Source organism: Nocardiopsis sp. FIRDI 009, assembly GCF_003386285.1.
GTDB lineage: Bacteria > Actinomycetota > Actinomycetes > Streptosporangiales > Streptosporangiaceae > Nocardiopsis.
In genome coordinates this window covers 62,786-82,610 of record NZ_QPNC01000007.1, presented here as the reverse complement: position 1 = coordinate 82,610, position 19,825 = coordinate 62,786, and the positions used below count along the sequence as shown (strand labels likewise).

Here is a 19,825-nt window from a genome sequence, read left to right as displayed (position 1 = left end):
GCCGACCCCGGTAGGCGCTACCGTCTAGGTCGGAGTGGTGTCTGACCCGCGAGACGCAGGATGGGGATGGGCGGATGACGGGCGGTGGAACCGAGGGCGCTCGGGAGCGGATCAGGGTCTTCCTCGTGGACGACCACGAGGTGGTCCGCCGCGGTGTGGCGGCGCTCCTGGAGACCGAGGACGACATGACCGTGGTCGGCGAGGCGGGCACCGCCGAACAGGCGCTCTCCCGGATCCCGGTGGTCCTGCCGGACGTGGCCGTCCTCGACGTGCGGCTGCCCGGCGGATCGGGCGTCCAGGTGTGCCGGGAGATCCGCTCCGACCACCCGGAGATCGCCTGTCTCATGCTCACCTCGTTCGCCGACGAGGACGCGCTCTACGACGCGGTCATGGCGGGCGCCGCCGGGTACGTGCTCAAGCAGATTCACGGCGCCGACCTGGTCGGCGCCGTGCGGACGGTGGCCTCCGGAGGGTCGCTGCTGGACTCGGGCAGCACCGGCGCGATGCTGGAGCGCCTGCGTGGGGCCCAGGCCGAACCGGACCCCCTGGCCGAGCTGACGCCCCAGGAGCGCCAGATCCTCGACCTCATCGGCGAGGGCCTGACCAACCGGCAGATCGGGGAGCGGCTCTACCTGGCGGAGAAGACCGTCAAGAACTACGTGTCGGCGCTGCTGTCCAAGCTCGACCTCAAACGCCGCACCCAGGCCGCCGTCCTGGTCGCCGAGCTCCGGGGCAGGCGGTACTGAGCCCCTCCCCCCGGGTGGTTCCGCCCGCTCCCCGGCCGTTAGGCTCGCCTCCCATGACCGTGGGAACCGTCGACCAGTGGGTCGTGAACGCAGCAGCCCCCGCCGACCTCGCCCGGTTCTGGGCCTTCGTGCTGGGCGGTGAGCCGGTGGAGCGGAGCGACGGGTGGGCCTACGTCGAGGGCGCCGAGGGCCGCCCCCGGCTCTCGTTCCAGCCCGACCCCGCCCCCAGGACCGCGCCGAACCGCGTGCACCTCGACGTCCGCGTCGACGACATCCCCGCGGCCACCGAGGCGGTGGTCGCCAGGGGCGCCGTCGCGGTCGGCGGTGCGGTCACCGACGCTCAGGGGTCGTTCCAGGTCCTCCGTGATCCCGAGGGCAACGAGTTCTGCCTGGTGGTCCCGGCCGCCCGCTGAGGTGCCCCATCCGGTGCCGCCGGAGCCCGTTCCGTGGAACTCTGTGGAACGGTCGCCCCGGAGGGGGTCGCCGTTCGGGCGCAGGCAGGATGCTCATGGACAGGGCCGCGCCGCAGGCGTCCGTTGAGGGCGGTGGAGGGCGACGAAGTGGGGGGTGCCGCGCCGCAGGCGTCCGTTGAGGGCGGTGGAGGGCGACGAAGTGGGGGGTGCCGCGCCGCAGGCGTCCGTTGAGGGCGGTGGAGGGCGACGGGCGGGCCGAGGCGAGCCGCGTGGCGAGGAACGAGCGACAGGCGAAGCCGGGGAGGAGGCATCCCTGCCCTGAGTGCGCCCCACCCCGGTCCGAAGCGAAGCGGAGGACCCGAGAGACACTGCTCAGAAATCGTCCGGGGACCGGTCCTCGGTGTCGGGGACGGGAACCCTCCACGTGAGCACCGTGCCCGCGGTCTCCCCTCGGGCGGCGGTGAACCCCCCGCCCAGCGCCTGGGCGCGCTCGTCGAGGTTGCGCAGCCCGCTGCGGCGGCCCTCCTCGGGCAGGCCGACCCCGTTGTCGGTCACCGTCAGCGTGAGCGTGGCGGGCCGTCCGGTCGTCGCCGCCGTCTCCACGACCACGGACACGTGCACCTCCGTGGCCCGCGCGTGCCGGGCCACGTTGCTCAGCCCCTCCCCGAGCACCGCGAGCAGCTGCTCGCCGACCTCGTCGGGCACGGAGGCGTCGATCGGCCCGTCCAGACTCACCCCCGGGTGACAGCCGAGGGTGTGCGCGGAGTTCTCCGCCAGGCGCAGGATGCGTCCCCGCAACGAGGTGTCCTCGCGGCTCGGCGGGTTCTGGAGCGCGAAGATCGTCGACCGGATCTCGCGGATGGTGGAGTCCAGGTCGTCGATGGTGCGCTGGACGCGCTCCTCAGCCTCCGGCGAGTCGATCAGCCGCATGGTGCTCATCAGGGTCATGGCGGAGGCGAACAGCCGCTGGATCACCACGTCGTGCAGGTCCTTGGCGATGCGGTCGCGCTCCTCCAACACGACCAGCCGCTCGTTGTCGCCCCGCGCCTCGGCCAGCTCCAGGGCCACCCCGGCCTGGACGGAGAAGCCGTGGAGCATACGCCGTATGGTCGAGCCGAACGGCGCGCGGTCGTCCAGTTTCCCGAGCAGCAGCACGCCGCGGGTGTTGCCCGGTGTCCCCAGCGGCACCACCAACCCCGGTCCGTAACCGTGGTGGGCGAGCATCGGGCAGCCCGTCCGGGTCAGGTCGGGGACGCTCACGGGCTCGCCCGTCTCGAACACGTCGCCGTAGGGGGTGCCGTCGATCTCGACCGCGGTCCCCAGGATCTCCTGGGCGACGTGGCCGTCCGCGATCTCGGCGAACAGGTGGCCCCGCGCACGCGGGTCGGGCAGGAGGACGACGGAGACGTCGGCGTCGCCGATCTCCCGCGCCCGAGCGGCCATGTGTTCGAGGACCTCGCCGGAGTCGGCGCCCGACAGCAACCGCGTGGTGATCTCGGTCGAAGCGGCCAGCCAGCGCTCGCGCAGCCGCGCCTCCTCGTACAGCCGCGCGTTCTCGATCGCCACGCCCGCGGCGGTCGCGAGCGCCATGACGATCGTCTCGTCCTCCTCGTCGAAGGCCCCGCCGCCCGCCTTCTCCGTCAGGAACAGGTTGCCGAACACCTCGTCGCGCACCTGGATGGGGACGCCGAGGAAGCTCGTCATGGGCGGGTGCCCGTCCGGGAAGCCCGCGAAGTCGGGGTGGTCGCGCAGGTCGGCCAGGCGCAGCGGTTCGCGGTCGGCCAGGGGCGCGGCCAGTACGCCCTTCCCGTGCGGGAACCGGTGGATCCGCTCGGCCTGCTCCCGACTCATTCCCACGGGGATGAACTCGGTGAAGCCGCCGTCCTCGTCGACCACGCCCAGCCCGGCGTAGCGGGCACCGGCCAGCTCGGCCGCGGCCTCGGTGAGACGGCGGAGCACGGCGGCCAGGTCCAGGTCGCCCCCGATGGCCAGCACCGCCTGCAGGAGTGACCGTATCCGGCCCTGGGGGGACAGACCGGTGTCGAGCTGCGTGCGCACCTCGGTGAGCAGGTCGTCCAGGCGGGCGGAGGACGGCGGAGGGCTCTGGGGGATCTCGGTCATGTGGTGGTCAACCTCCGCAGAGCCGGTTCGGCGGTCTCTGTAGGCAATTGCGCGTTTCCCTTGGGCTTAATGGTCGAATTGTCGTGGGTTTTTCCCCGGTGCGCCACATCCCTCCCGTGGGATGCGGGCGCCGGGGCGGAGGAATTCCTGTGGAGTCCGGGTATCGGCCGCGCAATTCATGCTAACGTCGCGATCAGCGGACGGCAGGAGAGTCTTCCCAGACCCTGCGACGCTCGACCCGGAGTGCCCTGACCTCCGGTGTCGTACCCCATGACTCCGTTCACCCCACATACGACGGACGACCCCCTCGGCGGAAGGAACCCGGTGTCTGGATTCCACGGCTTCGCGAGCGCCCCCGGCGCTCGTTCCGCCGTGCTCTCCGCGCCGGTCCGGCGGGCTCTGCTGCTCGCCGCCCTCGTCGCCGGGGTCCTGGTCGCCACCTGGCTGGCGTCGGCCGGCCCCGCCCAGGCGGCGGCCGACCGCCCCTCCGGTGAGAGCCCGGTCGGGCAGACGGCGCGGGCCCACGGCCCCGCCGAGGCCGCCCAGAACCGGCCCGCCGCGGCCCCCCAGCAGGACCGGGGGCGTGCCGACGATCGGGCGCGGGGAGGCTCCCGGGAGCCGGCTTCGGCCCCGGCTGGCCCCGAACACGCGGGCCACACCCCCGTCGCCTCCCAGGTCGTCCCCGATCTGGCCACCCGCCCCCTGAGCGGAGCCGTCACCGGCGTGGGTGAGCGCACCTCGCAGACCGTGCGTCAGGCGTCCGACGCGGTCTCCGTGCGGACCTCCGACGGCCACGGCCGTCAGGTGGCCGAGCGGGTCCGCGAGGTGGTGCGTCCGGGCCAGCCCGAGCGCGCCCGCGGCCCCCGTTCCGTCTCCGAGGAGCAGCCGGACGGGTCCGGGGCGGACACGCCCCGGCGCGCGGCCGAGGAGACCCCGGAGGCGGACGTCGACGTCCTCCCCGAGTTCGTCGCCGACACGCACGAACACGCGGGGTCGGTGGACACCGCCGACACGGGCGGCCCCGAGGAGGCCGAGGACGCCGAGCGTCACCGCGCCGCCGAGGACGACCCCCGCCGCTCCGCCATCGACTCCGCGCGCTCGGCCGTGGCCTCGTCCACCAATGCGTCCTCCTCCGCGCCCGGCGGCGCGTTCGGCGGTACCGCCGTCGCGGGCTACCTGCCCTCCACGACGGCCCCCGCCCCCCTCCCCGGCCTGCTCCAGGCCGCCTGGCACGTCCTGCGCTCGGCTCCCGCCGACTCCGCCGACGAGCCGACCTTCTCGCCCGACTAGAGCGGCGTTCTCCGGTCGCCCAGCGATCCTCCCCTTCTGGCACCTCCTTGCCCAGACCCGGGACGTCCACCGTCGTGGACCCGGCCCCGGACACCGCTGGGGATTGACGTGAGCCGCGCACCTCGACGGCGAGGTTCACGTCAGTCAATGGTCAGCCAGACCAGGGACTGTCGACCGGCCAGCCCCTCCGCTCCCTCCATGAGCGACGGGCTCTCCGGGCACGCACGTTCGCACCACACGGAACGCGTCCCCCCGGCCAGGGGAGCGGACCGTGGGTCGGCGGGGTCCGACACCCGCTCCGCCGCCCGTCCACACAGCCGTACACCTACGTAGTTCCGGAAGGAATCCCATGTTCAAGACCGCGCGCACCACCGCCAGGACCGCGCTGATGGCCGCCAGCACCGCGGGCTTCGTCGCCCTCGGGGCCGGGATCGCGGGGGCCGACACACTCGGCGGTGTCACGGACGGGCTCCCGCTGGGCGACCTGGGCAGCCAGGTTCCCGCGCAGCTCACCGAGGGTGTCTCCTCCCCCGTCGGCGACCTGGTCAAGGTCGAGCCGGGGACGGTCTCGGCGACCCCCGAGATCGACCACCAGTCCCACCCGGTCGACACCGTCGGCGGTGTCGTCGGTGAGGGCGCCCCCGTCCACGCCCCGATCGGGGACGAGGACAACGCCGCGAACGTCGGCCCCCTGGACCTGGAGAGCGTCGAGGGCGCCGTTCCGTTGGCGAACGAGGTCGACCACCAGGCCGTTGCCGGAGACCCGGTCTCCGACCTGTTGGGCGGTGACGCGCTCGGCGGCCTGACCGGCCAGGAGGTGGTCGGCCAGGAGATGGTCGACCAGGGCACCGTCCGCCAGGCGGGCGGCGCCGTGGACCCGGTCTCCGGCCTGCTCGGCGGCGCCGGGAACCCCCTCTCCGGCCTGCTGGGCGGGGCCGGACCGCTGGAGGGCGTGGACGTGGGCGGCACCCTGCCGCTGGCGCACGCCGTCTCCGCGCCCGAGGCGCCCGCCGAGGCGCTGCCGATGGCCGGAGCCGACACCCCCGTCTCCCTGGACCCGGGAGAGAACGCGGACCTGACCGGGGGAGCCACCACCCTGCTTCCCGCGGCCGGACTGCCCGAGCCCACCGAGGTCCTGCCCATGGCGGCTCCCGAGGCCGCCTCACTGACCGACCTGGTGCCCGCGGACTCCGTCGGCGGCGACCTGGTCGGTGTCGAGGGGCTGCCCAGCGTGGGCGAGCCCGAGGTCGACCCGTCCCAGGTGACCGGACTGGTCACCGGCGGCCTGGTCTGACCCCCAGAACGTGCGCCCGTCGGTCGTGGCGGGCGCACGCGGCCTCGGGCGGTGAGCGGAACCCGTCCGCCGACGGAGGCGCCGGTCGAACTGTGGGGGTTCCCGGCGCATACCGGCGTAGACCGAGCGTTCCCGCCGTCCGAGGCGACGGCGGCCCCGGACTGGATCGTCCGGGGCCGCCCCCCGTTCCCGTCCGGGCCCGCCCCGGCTCAGCTCCGTGTGTCGGTACCGAACCCGAGGCCGTCCTCGCACGGGTCGGCGGTCGCGTCACGGCCCCCGCCGGGAGTGGGCGAGGGTTCGCCCTCCTCGCTCTCGGCCCCCCCCGAGACGCCGGACTCGTCGTCCTGTGGTGTGGGCGGCGCGGACTCGCCGGGCTGGCTCGGGGTTCCGGCCTCGTCGGCGGCGAACTGGGCGGGCAGCGAGCGGTCCTCGCGCACGGCGGTGAACAGCTCGGCGGCCCGGGCCTCGTCCCACAGGATCCGGTTGGGGTCGTAGGGCGCCGGATACCAGGGCACGGTGTGGAACCGGATGTCGGACAGATCGACGTCGGCGAGCGTGACCGCGATCGAGAGCATCCGGTCGAGGGTGAGGTCGCGGTCGGTGGCGCTGTTGTCCGCCACGGCGGTGAGGAGGTCGTTGAGCCGTGCGGGGCTGGTGAGGACCTCGCGCCGACCGACCTGGTCGGCGAGGGCGCCGAGGAACATCTGCTGTCGGTCGATGCGCCCGATGTCGCCGCCGTCGCCGATCTCGTAGCGGGCCCGTACGAAGGAGAGCGCCTCGTCACCGTCGAGGACCTGTTCCCCCGCCTCCAGGTCGAGTCCGGAGCGCCGGTCACGCATCGGCTCGGGGATGCACATCTCCACCCCGCCGATCGCGTCCACCACGTCGCGGAAGCTCATGAAGCTGAGGTGCACGAAGTGGTCGACGCGGATGTCGGTCAGCGTCTCGATCGTGTGCACCACGCAGGGCGGGCCGCCGTGGAACATCGCGGTGTTGATCATGCCGAAGTAGCCGCCGGTGCCCTCGGTCTGACCGTAGGGCGCGCACGCGGGGAGCATGACGAGGGAGTCGCGCGGGAAACTGATCACGGAGACGCGGTCGCCGTGGGGGGAGATGTGCGCGAGCATCAGCGCGTCGGAGCGCTCCCCCTCGAACTCCCGGCTGTAGGCGGTGGTGCCCTCCTCGTACCCGTCGGTCCCCATGAAGAGGATGTTGACGGCGTCGTTGAGCCGGTCGGGCCGGTCCTCCTCGTCGAGTACCGCGCCGAGATCGTGCTGGAGCATGCCGGAGCGCAGGTAGCTGTAGTAGCCGTAGGCGGTCCCCACCCCGGTGATCAGCACCAGGGCGAGCCCCGCGGCGGTCCACAGGAGGATCCGGCGCCAGCGGCGGCGCGGGCGGGTACGGACGGAGGGGGTGTCCGTCCCGGAGGCGGTGGAGGAGTCGTCGACGCGCATGGGCAACCTCGGTGAGTTCGGCCAGCGGCGGGTGTCGGGTACCCGCCCGCTGTGGGGCGCACGTCCGTGTCCGGGGGTGACGGAGAGCACACGGGAAGCGGGCGCGGGCCGCCGTGGGACTCCGGAGGGCCGTGGGGGCGGCCGACGGTCCGCAGGGAGGCGGCCGGGCCGGGCGGACGCCGGGACCCGGTGAACCCGCGCGTGGCTGAGATCCTAGGCGAAGTTTCCGTCGGTCGCGCGTTCGGGTTGTCCGCGCGCGGGAACCCTGACCACGAATGCGCCGCACAATTCCTTCACCGGGCGGTCATCCACTGACGCTTTCCGAATCCGACTTTCGCATCCGCGCCCGCAATAATCACGTCCGACCCGCCGAATGGGCGCGGGTTCGATGATCCGTGGACAGTTCCGGTGCAACGATCGGTCGCGCGGACGTCGGGTCGAGGCGTCGGCGGGCGACGCTCACTCGTCCCGGAACGAGCTCTCCTTCTCGTTCCCGGCGCCGTCGGCCGTGGTCGGGGCGGAGCCCTTGGCGGCCGAACGGGTGCCGCCGCTCCTCGCGCCGCCCTTGGTCCCCTTGCGCGCCGGTGCCGTGGAACCGGTGTGCCTCGGGCGGGAGGCGACCTGGCTCTTGGCGATCGGCTCGGTGGGCTTGGGGGTCTCGCCCGCGTGGATGCTCAGGGCCTCCTCCTCGATGGACAGCATCTTGCGGACCTGGGCGGGCACCTCGGGCAGCCGCTCGGCGCGCAGGTGGGCGCCGAGGATCTCCAGGGCGTGGTCGCACAGCAGTTGCCGGGCGCGGGCGGACCTGACGCCGCTGAGTTCCTCGACCTCGGGGAGGTCACGCTCGCGGAGCAGGCGGATGACGTCGCGGAGGCGGTCGCGCGTCTTGCGGTCGGTCATGGACATGACCGTCAGTTCGGCCTCGGCCAGGAAGCTCTGCTGGGGGTCCTGGGAGTCGCGCTCGGCGATGAACGCACTGGTCAGACTGCGTGCGGAAGCCCGGGAGGAGGCACGGACACCGTCGCGGCGGATCAGGCGGGCCTGGACGGCGGTCACGACGACACTCGTGACCAGGCTGATTCCGGCGCCCAACAGGATGAGCAGGAGCGGGTTGTCGTCGAACACGGTGGAGACCTTTCCGGGCGGGGGCCCGCGGTCACGGGGATGACGGGGGAGTGCGGGTGGGACCGGGTGCTGGGCGACTATTCGGCACGATGCGGGTCCTTGTCAAGTACCCATGCGTCGCGGACGCACGTGGTGAACGGCGTCTTCGCGGGTGAAACGGGTGGTCGCGGGGGCGGGGCGGGTGATGGAGGCGCGAGGGCGGGGGCGGGGAGCCCCTTCCTGGTGGTCTGCCCGGACGGGCGGGGGAGGCAAACCTTCCGTCCACAGCCTGTGGACGGGGGCGCGCCGGGACACGGTCACCCCGCCAGGAGTTTGTTCACCGCCTCCGGGGAGAGGATTCCCTCGATCACCATGGCGGCGCATCCGCGCACGCCCGCGTCGTCCCAGAGCGCGCTCGGCACCACGCGCAGCTGCCGGGTGGCCAGCGCCGTGCACTGCTGGAAGACGACCTCACGCACACCCGCGACCAGGTGGTCGTAGGCCTCGGACAGGTCGCCGCCCAGCACGATCACCTCCGGGTTGAGCAGGTTGACCGCCCCGGCGAGCGCCTCGCCCAGTCGGCGGCCCGCGTCCCGGACCAGGGTGACCGCCACGGGGTCGCCCTCGGCCGCCAGGGCCACCAGGTCCTTCAGACCGTTCAGTCGCCGTCCGCGCGCCGCGGCGCTCTCCAGCAGCCGTCGTCCTCCGGCGACCGCCTCCAGGCAGTCGGTGTTGCCGCAGCGGCAGGGCAGCCCGCCGCCGTCGCGGACGGGGATGTGTCCGATCTCCCCGGCCGCGCCCAGGGCGCCGCGCAGCATGTGCCCGCCGGACAGGAGCCCGGCGCCGATGCCGGTGGAGACCTTCACGAAGATCATGTCGTCGGTGTGGCCGTGCCCGCCCGCGATGTGCTCGCCCAGGGCCATCACGTTCACGTCGTTGTCCACCGTCACGGGGACGGGGAACCGTTCGGCGACCAGCGGTGCGAGGGGTACGCCGGCCCACTTGCCGAGGGAGGGCCGGTCCTCGGCGCGGCCCGCGTGGAACTCGACGGTGCCGGGCAGGCCGATGCCCACGCCGCGCACGTCGCCGGGGGCGCGCCCGAGCGCGGCGAGCTGGTCGGTCCACGTGTCGAGCAGCCAGGGCACCGTGACCTCCGGCCCCTGTTCCATGTCCGGGGAGCCGGGGGTGCGCACGAGCACCTCGCCGTCCAGGTCGCACACGGCCGCCTGGCTGCGGGCCATGCCCAGGGCGCCGGTGAGGATGAGTCCGCTCGCGGCGTTGAACTCCAGGAGCGTGGGCGGTCGGCCGCCGCTGGAGACCGCCCCCGTCCCCTCGACGACCAGGCCGCTGTCGATCAGCTCGGTGACGCGCAGGGCGACCGTCGGGCGGGAGAGCCCGGTCGCGCGCGCGATCTCCGACCGGCTGGTGGCCGTGCCGGTGCGGATCATCTCCAGGATGTGGCCGCTGGTGGCCGTCGAGGACAAGCGTCCGGGGGTTCTAGCCATGCCTCATTGAATCATTACGTTCCGGTGGCGACGGGATGGCTGGGAGGTTATGTAAAGAAGTGTTCTGAAGTGTGCTTGGTTTTTTACCATAGTCAGGCTTAAAGTCGGAAGGGCCGAGTGGAACCCGACACACGGACCACCGGAGGCCACTCCTCGCGCGCCCCGCACCGCGCGTCCACGTCCCGCCCTCCTCTCCGCTGGAGCAGCCCGAAATGTCGCAGCAGTCCGCGCCCAGACCGACCGACCTGGTGGTCTTCGGGGGTACCGGCGATCTGTCCATGCGCAAACTCCTCCCCTCCCTCTACCTGCTGGACCGCGACGGTCACCTGGACGGCGAGACACGCGTGGTCGCCGTCTCCCGCGACGGTCTCAGCGACGCCGACCTGCGCGACAAGGCCGCCGCCGCGGTACGCGGACACCACGCGGTCCAGGTCGCCGAACCCGACGTGCTCGCCCGCTTCCTCGGTCGCCTCTCCCACGTGACGGTCGACGTCGGCGGCGACCCCTCCGGCTGGTCCGACCTGGCCGACATCCTGGGCAGCGACCGCGACCGCGTCTTCTACCTCGCCGTCCCGCCGATGATCTCCGGCGCCATCTGCCGGGGCCTGGCCGACGCCGGTTTGGTCACCCCGCGCTCCCGCGTCGTCATGGAGAAGCCCCTCGGCCGCGACCTGGCCTCCTCCCAGGAGGTGAACGACGCCGTCGGCGCGGTCTTCGACGAGTCCCAGACCTACCGGATCGACCACTACCTGGGGAAGGAGACGGTACAGAACCTGCTCGTCCTGCGGTTCGCCAACGTCTTCCTCGAACCCCTGTGGAACTCCCGCTGGATCGACCACGTCCAGATCACCGCCGCCGAGACCGTCGGCGTCGGCGGGCGCCGCGGCTACTACGACACCTCCGGCGCCATGCGGGACATGGTCCAGAACCACCTGCTCCAGCTGCTGTGCCTGACCGCGATGGAGCCCCCCGCCAGCTACGACCGCGAGGCGGTCCGCGACGAGAAGCTCAAGGTCCTCCAGTCGCTGCGACCGCTCACGGGCGAGCGCGTCGCCGAGGACGCCGTCCGGGGCCAGTACGTCGCCGGCACGGTCCAGGGCGCCGAGGTTCCCGGATACCTGGACGAGCCGGGCGGATCGGCCACCAGCACCGCGGAGACCTTCGTCGCCCTGCGCGCCGAGATCGCCAACTGGCGGTGGGCGGGCGTCCCCTTCTACCTCCGCACGGGCAAGCGCCTGGCGCACAACCGCTCGGAGATCGTGATCCGCTTCCGCGAGGTCCCGCACACGATCTTCCCCGGCACCAACACCCTCCCCGGAGCGGGCAGCCTCGTCATCCGCCTCCAGCCGGACGAGGGCATACACCTCACCATGCTGGCCAAGACGCCCGGCGCCGGAGCGCTGCGGCTGCGCCCGGTCCCCCTGGAACTGAGCTTCGCCAACACCTTCGCCACCCGCTCTCCCGAGGCCTACGAGCGGCTGCTGATGGACGTGTTGGCGGGGGACTCCACCCTCTTCATGCGGCGTGACGAGGTCGAGGCCGCGTGGCGCTGGGTGGATCCCATCATCGAGGCCTGGAACGGCCAGAGCACCACCCCCGAGACCTATCCAGCCGGGAGCGCCGGCCCCGCGGGCGCGCACCGGCTCATCGGCCGCACCGGCCGGACGTGGTACGAAGAGGAGCAGCCCCGATGACCGCGCACACCCCCGCCGTACACCCCGTGATCGCCGACGTCACCGCACGCCTGGCCGAACGCAGTGCCCAGACCCGGTCGGCCTACCTGGCCAAGATCGCCGCGGCGGCCCAGGAAGGGCCCGCCCGGTCCGCCCTGGGCTGCGCGAACCTGGCGCACGGCTTCGCCGCCTGCGGTGTGTCCGACAAGCTCGCGCTCTCCGGTGACGTCACCCCCAACGTGGCGATCGTCTCCGCCTACAACGACATGCTCTCCGCGCACCAGCCGCTGGAGACCTATCCCGCGATCATCAAGGCCGCCGTGTCCGAGGCGGGCGGCGTCGCCCAGTTCGCGGGCGGGGTCCCCGCCATGTGCGACGGCGTCACCCAGGGCCGTCCGGGGATGGAGCTGTCCCTGTTCAGCCGGGACGTCATCGCGATGGCCACCGCGGTCGCGCTCTCGCACGAGATGTTCGACGCCGCCCTCATGCTGGGCGTGTGCGACAAGATCGTGCCCGGCCTGCTCATCGGAGCGCTGTCCTTCGGCCACCTGCCGGTGGCCTTCGTGCCCGCCGGACCGATGCCCTCGGGGCTGCCCAACAAGGACAAGGCCCGGGTCCGGCAGAAGTTCGCCGAGGGCAAGGTCGGCCGCAAGGAGCTGCTCCAGGCGGAGTCCGCCGCCTACCACGCGCCCGGCACCTGCACGTTCTACGGCACCGCGAACTCCAACCAGATGCTCATGGAGGTCATGGGCCTGCACCTGCCCGGGGCCAGCTTCGAGCAGCCGGGTACGCCGCTGCGCGAGGCGCTGACCGCCGAGGCCGGGCGCCGCGTCCTGGCGCACACCGCGCTCGGGGACGACTACACACCGGTCGGTGAGCAGATCGACGAGCGGGCGATCGTCAACGCCGTCGTCGCCCTGCTCGCCACGGGCGGGTCCACCAACCACACGCTGCACCTGGTGGCCATCGCCCGCGCCGCCGGGATCCAGTTGACCTGGGACGACTTCGCGGCGCTGTCCGAGGTCGTGCCGCTGCTCACCCGCATGTACCCCAACGGCGCCGCCGACGTGAACCGGTTCCACGAGGTGGGCGGGATGGCCTACCTCATCGGCTCCCTGCTGGACGCGGGGCTGCTCCACGAGGACGTGCGCACGGTGGCGGGGCCGGGCCTCGCCCGGTACCGGGAGACCCCGCGCCTGGGAGAGACCGGCCTGACCTGGGGCGAGGGCCCCAAGGAGAGCGCGGACACGACCGTCCTGCGCGGGGTGGAGGAGCCCTTCGCCCCCGACGGCGGACTGCGCATGCTGTCCGGCAACCTGGGCCGCGCCGTGATCAAGGTGTCGGCGGTCGCGCCCGAGCGCCACGTCGTCGAGGCCCCCGCCCGCGTCTTCGGTGACCAGGCCGAACTCCAGGCGGCCTTCTCCGCCGGTGAGCTGACCGGTGACTTCGTGGCCGTGGTCCGGTTCCAGGGGCCGCGCGCCAACGGCATGCCCGAACTCCACAAGCTGACCCCGCCGCTGGCGGTGCTCCAGGACCGGGGGCAGAAGGTGGCGCTGGTGACGGACGGACGGATGTCGGGCGCCTCGGGGAAGGTGCCCGCGGCCATCCACGTCTCCCCGGAGGCCGGGGCGGGCGGCGCGCTGGCACTCGTGCGCGACGGCGACGTCATCCGGCTCGACGCCGTCGCGGGCACACTGGAGGTGTTGGCCGACCTGAGCGGTCGCGAGCCCGCCCAGCCGACGGTGGACTCGTCCGTCGGGACCGGCCGTGAGCTGTTCGCCGCCCTGCGCGGCGCGGTCGGCCCGGCCGAGGCGGGCGCGGGCGTCTTCGGAGTCTGAGTCCCCCGCAGTGTCCTTCGGCGCCGCTGTCCGGCCACGGTCGGCGGCGCCGTGAACCCCGACGAACCGACCCTGGAGACGACACATGACGACGATCCCCCGCTCGGGAGCGGACGTGCTCGACCTCGCCCCGGTGATGCCGGTGGTGGTGGTCTCGGAGGCGGAGACCGCGGTGCCGCTGGCCCGCGCGCTGGTGGCGGGCGGGTTGCCCGGCATCGAGGTGACGCTGCGGACCCCGGCGGCGCTGGACGCGATCGAGCGGATCGCCGCCGAGGTGCCCGAGGCCGTGGTGGGCGCGGGCACCGTGGTCGGCGCGGAGCAGGCGGCCGCGGCCGCCGGGGCGGGGGCGCGGTTCCTCGTCAGCCCCGGCTGTACGCCCGATCTGGCGACGGCGATGGCCGACACCGGGCTGCCGTTCCTGCCCGGCGTGAGCACCGTGTCCGAGGCGATGGCGCTGCTGGAGCGCGGTGTCTCGGAGCTGAAGTTCTTCCCGGCGGAGGCGGCGGGCGGCGCGCCGTTCCTGAAGTCGCTGGGCGGCCCCCTGCCGCAGGTGCGGTTCTGCCCGACCGGCGGCATCACGGCCGCCTCGGCGCCGACCTACCTCGCCCTGCCCAACGTGGGGTGCGTGGGCGGTAGCTGGCTGACCCCGACCGACCTGGTGGCGGCCGGGAAGTGGGACGAAATCACCGCCCTGGCGCGGGAGGCCGCGGCCCTGCGCGGCTGACCCGGACGCTTCCGGGGGCGCCGCTCCCGAGGGCCCCGGTGCGCACGTGTCGCGCACCGGGGTCCGTCCGTGTGCCGTCAGCGGGTGGGCAGGCGCTCGACCGCGGCGCAGACCACGTCGAGGGCGGCTCGCGCGCGTTCCGTCTCGTCCGCGGGGTCCGTGGGGGCGATCAGATTCTGACGATCGCGTCGCAGAGCAGGTCGACGCAGGTCTGGGCGCGCCCCTGTTCGTCGAGGCTCTCCCCGACGTCCGGGGCCGCCGGGCGCACCTCGACCTCCACGATGAGGTGGTCCTGGCGGAACAGGGCGTAGCCGGCCGAGGCGCACACCGCTGAGGATCTCCGCACCGCCGGGGCAGGACGACGGGGCGACCCCGTCGTGCTCTGGCCGGTTCCCGTAGTAGAAGGTGGCGTTGACCGTGCCGTTCTCCTTCCGGACCCCGATCACCTCGGTGACGAAGCCGAGGCTGCGGAACCGCACCTCGTTCCCGGACTCGGCCTCCCAACCCGGGACGACGACGCATTCGAGCCCCTCGGCGTGGAACACGTAGTCGTGGTCCGAGTCGAAGACCTCCAGGTTGGGCCCGTTCCCGGCGATCTCGCGGGCGGTGTCGACGTCGAGGAGCTCACAGGGGTCGGGTGGGGGAGCGGCGTGGACGTCCCCCGGCCCGAACCAGCCCAGGAGGTGGGCGGCACCGGCACCGCCGCCGACGAGGGCGAGCAGGAGTACGCTCGCGCACCCGATGCCGAGCCACTTCAGGGCCTTGCCCGAGGACTTCGCCCGCGCCGTGGGCGGGTGCGGCGGCTGACCGGGATGGCCCGGTGGCGGCCCCTGGGCCCCTTGGCCGGGGTGCGTCGGCCAGGGGCCGGGCTGGCCGGGGGCGCCGTGGGGCGCGGCCCGGTGGCGGGGGTCGGGCCCCTGGCTGGGGGAAGGGGGCCGTGCTGGTGCATGGAGGTCAGCCTAACCAGTCGGTACGCGTCGTCCTCGGTCCGCTGTGCGGCGCCCCTGGGGTGACGAGTACGGCGGTGTGCTTGTTCGCACCCGTACGGGCGGACACCGGTGGACGGCGGAGACGGGCGGGGAGGCCGCGGATCAGGCGGGCTTGGCGGGGCAGCCGACCAGGTGGTCCTCGACCAGCCCGTTGGCCTGGAGGTAGGAGTAGGTGATCGTCGTGCCCACGAACGTGAACCCGAGCTTCCTCAGGTCCTTGCTGATCCGGTCGGAGAGCGGGGTGCTCGCCGGAACCTGGGAGGGGTCGGTGAAGCGGTTGACGACGGGGGTGTCGTCCACCCAGCCCCACAGGTAGTCGGCGAAGGAGCCGTACTCGTCGCGTACGCGCAGGAAGGCCCGGGCGTTGCGGACGACGGAGGCCACCTTGAGCCGGTTGCGGATGATCCCGGGGTTCTGGAGGAGGGCGTCCAGGCGGGACTGGTCGTAGGCGGCGACGGCCTCGGGGTCGAAGCCGTCGAGGGCCCGCCGGTAGTTCTCGCGCTTGTTGAGGACGGTGGCCCAGGACAGTCCGGCCTGGGCGCCCTCCAGGACGAGCATCTCGAACAGGTGCCGGTCGTCGCGGGACGGGCGGCCCCACTCGTCGTCGTGGTAGGCCGTCATCAGGTCCGACGCCCCCCGTGCCCAGGCGCAGCGCGGATCCGCGGAGGTGGTCGTGGCGGGCATGGTGCTCCTCGTCGGCGGCGGACACGGGCGTGCGGCCATTGTGCCCGAGGGGTGGGACACAGGACGGACGCGAACATCGTTGCGGGTGGTGCGGCGCGGGGGCAGGATCGGAGCGTGACGGATATCGAGACACGTTCGGCAGGCTCCGGGCCCGGTCCCCGGCGGGTGCGCCTGGTGGCCCTGACCACGCAGGTCCTGGCGGCGTTGGTCGACGGCGACCTGGTCAAGGCGGGTGAGCTGGCGGAGGTCGAGTTCGGCGCGGAGTTCCTGGCGGACCGTTGGCTGTGGGACTTCCGGCTGACCCAGCTCACGGAGGACCCCGGGAAGGCCGGATGGCTGGCCTACGCGATGGTCGACGCGGACGACACGGGCGACCAGCCGAGGGCGGTGGGCCACGGGGGGTTCCACGGGCCGCCCAACGACGACGGCATGGTCGAGATCGGGTACGCGGTCTTCCCGGAGCACCGCCGCCGCGGCTACGCGAAGGCGACCGTGGCCGAGCTGATCCGCCGTGCCGCGGCCTCCCCCGAGGTGACCACGGTGCGGGCGTCGATCCGTCCGGACAACGTCGCCTCCCTCGCCACCGTCGCCGGGTTCGGCTTCACGCACGTGGGCGAGCAGTGGGACGAGACCGACGGACTGGAGTACATCTACGAGCGCCCGGTGGCCCTTCCCCGGGGGAGGCCCGAGACATAGGATCGACTTATCTTGACATCAAGATAAGGAGCCAGCATGGCCGCCCCCGACACGACCACCGACCTCGGCTTCGCACCCCACCACGTCCTGGTGTGCATCCCCCTCGGGACCGAGAACGTCTGTCGCGCCTTCTACGTCGACACCCTCGGGCTGGTCGAGGTCCCCAAGCCGCCTGCCCTGGCCGCCCGGGGCGGACTGTGGCTCCGCGGCGACACCCTGGAGATCCACCTCGGGGTCGACCCCGAGTTCCGGCCCCAGCGCAAGGGGCACCCCGGGATCCTGGTCCGCGAGATCGACGCCCTGGCCCAGCGACTCACCGACGCCGGCCACGAGGTCGCGTGGGACCCCCACCTCCCGGGCTACCGGAGGTTCTACGTCGACGACGTCGTCGGCAACCGGCTGGAGTTCCTCGCCGCCGCCGACTCCGCGGCGGGGTGACCGCCGTCGGCCCCCGGAGGGGGACCAGCCCCGGGAACGGCCGTACGCCATCGGCGGAGGGGAGGCCCTCAGGGGCCGACCAGGGGGAGCCGGAGCGTGAACACGGTGCCCTCGCCGAGGGTGCTCTCGACCTCCGCCCGGCCACCGTGCAGCTCGGTCAGGTTGCGCACGATGGCCAGTCCCAGTCCGCTCCCGCCGGTCTGGCGGCTCCGTGACTTCTCCGCCCGCCAGAACCGGTCGAACACCTGGGGCAGGTCCTCGGCGGCGATGCCGACCCCCGTGTCGGCCACCTCGAACACCGCGTCGTCCCCGTCGGGCCGGACGCGGACGGTGACCGTGCCGGGCGCCGCCGTGTGCCGCAGGGCGTTGCCGACCAGGTTGCCCACGGCCTGGAAGAGCCGGGTGCGGTCGGCCCTGAGCACGACCTCGGCCGTCTCGGCGGCCAGCTCCAGCCCGGCCTCGTCCGCGCGGAGCCGGTAACTGGCCGCGACCTGTTCGACGAGCGCGTGGGCCTCCACCAACTCCAGGGACAGCCGCAGTCTGCCCGCGTCCGCCAACGCCAGGTCCCGCAGGTCGTCGATGATGTCCTGGAGCAGCAGGGTCTCGCCCACGAGCATCTCCATCCGCTCCGGCTCCAGCTCCGCGACACCGTCCTGGACGGCCTCCAGCCACCCGCGCAGGTTGCTCAGCGGCGTGCGCAGTTCATGGGACACGTCGCTGACCATGGCCTTGCGCTGGTCCTCCAGGCGCTCCAGGTGCTCGGACATCTCGTTGAACGCGGCGGCCAGTTCGCCGATCTCCCCGGAGTCGCTCACCTCGACCCGCGTCGCCCCCTGACCCTGGCGCATCCGCAGCACCGCGTCCGTCAGGGCGCGGACGGGACGCACCAGCCGGGTGGACACGGCCACACTCACCCCGACCGTCAACACCAGCACCAGCAGCACCACGCCGGAGACCCGCAGCAGGCCCTCGCGGTTCAGGGAGGGGCCGGACGCGGCGTCGGCGGAGGGGTCGTCGATGAAGAGCAGGGCGGCCGGTGCCACGTACGGGCGGAGCAGTTCGCGGTGGGCGGTGGCGACGCAGTCGGCGGTGTGCTGGTCGAGGACGGGCGACACCGCCCCGATGCCCGGACCCGCCGCGGGGCCGGGGCTCTCCGCCAACCGCCCCTCCGCCAGGGCCCGCTCCCGTGCGGCCCGCTCCTCCGCCTCCCCGACCGGGGCGCGTTCCTCATCGGACATCGTCGGGCCGCCGGCCGCATCCGGGGCCCACTCCTGCCCGGGGGGCGGATCCTCCTCCGGCCACCTGGGGACGGCCACGGCCGATCCCGTCGTACCGTCCATGCGGAACCGCACCTGCGGATCGTCGGTGTCCAGGCAGTCGCCGGTGAGTTCGGTCAGTCTCCCCAGGACCGTCCGCTCGCCGTCGGTGGGCTCGTCGAGCGCCGTCAGTCCGCAGTACGCCCAGAGGTACTCCTCGTTCTCCCCGGCCGCGGTCATGTCCACGTAGGGGCGTCCGCTCGGCGCGGTCTCCACCTCGGCGAGCTCTCCGAACTCGCTGAGGAGGCAGTCGACCCCCTCCTCCGCGATCTCCGTGAGGTTCTCACGCTCCGGTGGGTCGAGTTCGAACGGTCCGACCGCGCGGGCGTCCACGCGGTCGGACCCCTCCGACACCAGGGTCACGTCCACCGCGAGCGGGTCCACGACCGAGGAGGCGCGCGGGGGGAGCGGCGCCTCCGATCCGGGCTCCGAGTCGGCGAGGAGCTGACGGTTCTCCGTGGTCAGAACGATGCGCCGCCCGGTCTCCCCGGCGAGATCGTCGACGATCCCGCCGACGCCGTCCCAGTCGCGGTTGGTCGCGGCGTAGCCGACGAGCGTGTCGTGGATGCGGGTGTCGGCGGCCAGGGTCTCGCCCTGCTCCGAACCGATCGACTCCGAGGTCCCCTGCACCGCCAGCCACGCGGTCGCCGTGATGGAGCAGACCGCGACGAGCACGGAGCTCGCCAGCATGCGGGCGAGCAGGCTGTGCCGCAGCGCGCCCCTACGGCGCGCCATCGGCGGAGTTGTTCAGCTTGTACCCGACGCCGTAGACCGTGATGAGCAGAGTGGGTTCGCGGTGGTTCGGTTCGAGTTTGCGGCGCAGGTTCATCACGTGGACGTCGATCGTGCGCTCGGTGATGAAGCGGCTGACGCCGTGGATGCGCTCCAGCAGTTGCGCCCGGCTGAACACCCGCCCCGGGCGGGCGGCCAGCGCCGCGAGCAGCTGGAACTCGGCGGGGGTACAGTCGACGGGGACCCCGTGCAGGTGGACGGTGTGCTGGTCGGGGTCGATCGCGAGCGGTCCCGCGCGCATGACGCGGTCGGTCCGCTCGACGCGGCGGCGGGACCGCCGCAGCAGGGTGCGCACCCGTGCCATCAGTTCGCGCGGGCTGTAGGGCTTGGTGACGTAGTCGTCCGCACCGAGGTCGAGGCCGGTCAGCAGATCCTCCTCGGTGGAGCGGGCGGTGAGCATCAGGACCGCGACGTCCGACTCGGCGCGCAGCGCGCGGCAGGCGTCCAGCCCGCCCATGATCGGCATCATCACGTCCAGAATCACCAGGTCGGGGACATCGCGGTGGTGTTCGGCGACCGCGGCGCGGCCGTCGTGGACCACGCGCACGACGTGGCCCTCGTGCTCCAGATAACGCCGGATGAGGTCGGCCTGGTTCGCGTCGTCCTCGGCCACGAGCACATGGGCGCACACGGGGGTCCTCCGCTCGTTCGTGGGAACGCTGGCGCGGCTTGATCGTACGCCGCGCCGACCGGGGCGGGGACGCCCGCGGACGGGGCCCGGGCACGGCTCCCAGGTCAGAACACGGGT

At 73.2% G+C, this 19,825-nt stretch carries 17 protein-coding genes; 9 read left to right on the top strand and 8 right to left on the bottom strand.

Annotation, left to right across the window (positions count from 1 at the left end):
- The first annotated feature begins 74 nt into the window (after positions 1 to 74).
- Entirely contained in the window at positions 75 to 746 is a 672-nt protein-coding gene (locus tag DVR05_RS05035) for a response regulator transcription factor (protein WP_116244634.1), read from the top strand.
- 53 nt (positions 747 to 799) lie between these two features.
- Complete coding sequence (locus DVR05_RS05030) at positions 800 to 1,159, top strand: VOC family protein (protein ID WP_116244633.1); 360 nt, start codon at positions 800 to 802, stop codon at positions 1,157 to 1,159.
- Between the two features lie 372 nt (positions 1,160 to 1,531).
- Here DVR05_RS05030 and DVR05_RS05025 read toward each other — a convergent pair whose 3' ends face one another.
- Positions 1,532 to 3,280, bottom strand: a complete 1,749-nt coding sequence (locus DVR05_RS05025) for a GAF domain-containing protein (RefSeq protein ID WP_116244632.1) — start codon at positions 3,278 to 3,280, stop codon at positions 1,532 to 1,534.
- 324 nt (positions 3,281 to 3,604) lie between these two features.
- Here DVR05_RS05025 and DVR05_RS05020 point away from each other — a divergent pair, with 324 nt between their 5' ends.
- Both DVR05_RS05020 and DVR05_RS05015 read left to right on the top strand, forming a co-directional pair.
- A complete protein-coding gene (locus tag DVR05_RS05020) occupies positions 3,605 to 4,570 on the top strand; it encodes a hypothetical protein (RefSeq protein WP_116244631.1) in 966 nt (321 codons plus the stop codon).
- Positions 4,571 to 4,919: 349 nt separating this feature from the next.
- On the top strand, positions 4,920 to 5,864 hold the full coding sequence (locus DVR05_RS05015; protein WP_116244630.1) for a hypothetical protein: 945 nt from the start codon (positions 4,920 to 4,922) through the stop codon (positions 5,862 to 5,864).
- 209 nt (positions 5,865 to 6,073) lie between these two features.
- Here the strand turns inward: DVR05_RS05015 and DVR05_RS05010 are convergent, their stop codons facing one another.
- From DVR05_RS05010 to DVR05_RS05000, 3 genes are all read right to left on the bottom strand, one after another.
- Positions 6,074 to 7,318 carry an LCP family protein gene (locus DVR05_RS05010; RefSeq protein ID WP_116244629.1) on the bottom strand — a complete coding sequence of 415 codons (1,245 nt, stop codon included), beginning with the start codon at positions 7,316 to 7,318 and terminating at the stop codon, positions 6,074 to 6,076.
- Positions 7,319 to 7,777: 459 nt separating this feature from the next.
- Positions 7,778 to 8,443 carry a hypothetical protein gene (locus DVR05_RS05005; protein ID WP_116244628.1) on the bottom strand — a complete coding sequence of 222 codons (666 nt, stop codon included), beginning with the start codon at positions 8,441 to 8,443 and terminating at the stop codon, positions 7,778 to 7,780.
- Positions 8,444 to 8,739: 296 nt separating this feature from the next.
- Complete coding sequence (locus DVR05_RS05000; RefSeq protein ID WP_116244627.1) at positions 8,740 to 9,927, bottom strand: ROK family transcriptional regulator; 1,188 nt, start codon at positions 9,925 to 9,927, stop codon at positions 8,740 to 8,742.
- A gap of 212 nt (positions 9,928 to 10,139) precedes the next feature.
- Here DVR05_RS05000 and zwf point away from each other — a divergent pair, with 212 nt between their 5' ends.
- The 3 genes from zwf to eda all read left to right on the top strand — a co-directional run bounded on the left by zwf (position 10,140) and on the right by eda (position 14,162).
- The gene (gene zwf / locus DVR05_RS04995) at positions 10,140 to 11,621 is read left to right on the top strand and encodes a glucose-6-phosphate dehydrogenase (protein ID WP_116244626.1); all 1,482 of its coding nucleotides are present in this window, start codon (positions 10,140 to 10,142) and stop codon (positions 11,619 to 11,621) included.
- On the top strand, positions 11,618 to 13,438 hold the full coding sequence (gene edd / locus DVR05_RS04990) for a phosphogluconate dehydratase (RefSeq protein ID WP_116244625.1): 1,821 nt from the start codon (positions 11,618 to 11,620) through the stop codon (positions 13,436 to 13,438). Before zwf ends, edd begins: the two co-directional genes overlap by 4 nt.
- An 85-nt stretch (positions 13,439 to 13,523) precedes the next feature.
- Complete coding sequence (gene eda, locus DVR05_RS04985) at positions 13,524 to 14,162, top strand: bifunctional 4-hydroxy-2-oxoglutarate aldolase/2-dehydro-3-deoxy-phosphogluconate aldolase (protein ID WP_116244624.1); 639 nt, start codon at positions 13,524 to 13,526, stop codon at positions 14,160 to 14,162.
- Positions 14,163 to 14,331: 169 nt separating this feature from the next.
- Here eda and DVR05_RS26910 read toward each other — a convergent pair whose 3' ends face one another.
- Both DVR05_RS26910 and DVR05_RS04975 read right to left on the bottom strand, forming a co-directional pair.
- On the bottom strand, positions 14,332 to 14,508 hold the full coding sequence (locus DVR05_RS26910) for a hypothetical protein (protein WP_198659044.1): 177 nt from the start codon (positions 14,506 to 14,508) through the stop codon (positions 14,332 to 14,334).
- 745 nt (positions 14,509 to 15,253) lie between these two features.
- A complete protein-coding gene (locus tag DVR05_RS04975; RefSeq protein WP_116244623.1) occupies positions 15,254 to 15,835 on the bottom strand; it encodes a DNA-3-methyladenine glycosylase I in 582 nt (193 codons plus the stop codon).
- Positions 15,836 to 15,949: 114 nt separating this feature from the next.
- Between DVR05_RS04975 and DVR05_RS04970 the strand changes: the two genes are divergently transcribed.
- Positions 15,950 to 16,531, top strand: coding sequence for a GNAT family N-acetyltransferase (locus tag DVR05_RS04970; RefSeq protein ID WP_232831987.1), 582 nt, complete (start codon positions 15,950 to 15,952; stop codon positions 16,529 to 16,531).
- A gap of 36 nt (positions 16,532 to 16,567) precedes the next feature.
- Entirely contained in the window at positions 16,568 to 16,969 is a 402-nt protein-coding gene (locus tag DVR05_RS04965) for a glyoxalase (RefSeq protein WP_116244621.1), read from the top strand.
- Between the two features lie 68 nt (positions 16,970 to 17,037).
- Here DVR05_RS04965 and DVR05_RS04960 read toward each other — a convergent pair whose 3' ends face one another.
- Both DVR05_RS04960 and DVR05_RS04955 read right to left on the bottom strand, forming a co-directional pair.
- Positions 17,038 to 19,020 (bottom strand): cell wall metabolism sensor histidine kinase WalK, encoded by a 1,983-nt coding sequence (locus DVR05_RS04960; RefSeq protein WP_116244620.1) that lies wholly within the window; start codon positions 19,018 to 19,020, stop codon positions 17,038 to 17,040.
- The gene (locus DVR05_RS04955; protein WP_116244619.1) at positions 19,007 to 19,708 is read right to left on the bottom strand and encodes a response regulator transcription factor; all 702 of its coding nucleotides are present in this window, start codon (positions 19,706 to 19,708) and stop codon (positions 19,007 to 19,009) included. Before DVR05_RS04955 ends, DVR05_RS04960 begins: the two co-directional genes overlap by 14 nt.
- Positions 19,709 to 19,825: the final 117 nt, after the last annotated feature.

Excerpts from the sequence above, each read along its gene's own strand:
- DVR05_RS05035 (WP_116244634.1), top strand. The coding sequence starts at position 75 with ATGACGGGCGGTGGAACCGAGGGCGCTCGGGAGCGGATCAGGGTCTTC.
- DVR05_RS05030 (WP_116244633.1), top strand. The coding sequence starts at position 800 with ATGACCGTGGGAACCGTCGACCAGTGGGTCGTGAACGCAGCAGCCCCC.
- DVR05_RS05025 (WP_116244632.1), bottom strand. The coding sequence starts at position 3,280 with ATGACCGAGATCCCCCAGAGCCCTCCGCCGTCCTCCGCCCGCCTGGAC.
- DVR05_RS05015 (WP_116244630.1), top strand. The coding sequence starts at position 4,920 with ATGTTCAAGACCGCGCGCACCACCGCCAGGACCGCGCTGATGGCCGCC.
- DVR05_RS05010 (WP_116244629.1), bottom strand. The coding sequence starts at position 7,318 with ATGCGCGTCGACGACTCCTCCACCGCCTCCGGGACGGACACCCCCTCC.
- DVR05_RS05000 (WP_116244627.1), bottom strand. The coding sequence starts at position 9,927 with ATGGCTAGAACCCCCGGACGCTTGTCCTCGACGGCCACCAGCGGCCAC.
- zwf (WP_116244626.1), top strand. The coding sequence starts at position 10,140 with ATGTCGCAGCAGTCCGCGCCCAGACCGACCGACCTGGTGGTCTTCGGG.
- edd (WP_116244625.1), top strand. The coding sequence starts at position 11,618 with ATGACCGCGCACACCCCCGCCGTACACCCCGTGATCGCCGACGTCACC.
- eda (WP_116244624.1), top strand. The coding sequence starts at position 13,524 with ATGACGACGATCCCCCGCTCGGGAGCGGACGTGCTCGACCTCGCCCCG.
- DVR05_RS04975 (WP_116244623.1), bottom strand. The coding sequence starts at position 15,835 with ATGCCCGCCACGACCACCTCCGCGGATCCGCGCTGCGCCTGGGCACGG.
- DVR05_RS04965 (WP_116244621.1), top strand. The coding sequence starts at position 16,568 with ATGGCCGCCCCCGACACGACCACCGACCTCGGCTTCGCACCCCACCAC.
- DVR05_RS04960 (WP_116244620.1), bottom strand. The coding sequence starts at position 19,020 with ATGGCGCGCCGTAGGGGCGCGCTGCGGCACAGCCTGCTCGCCCGCATG.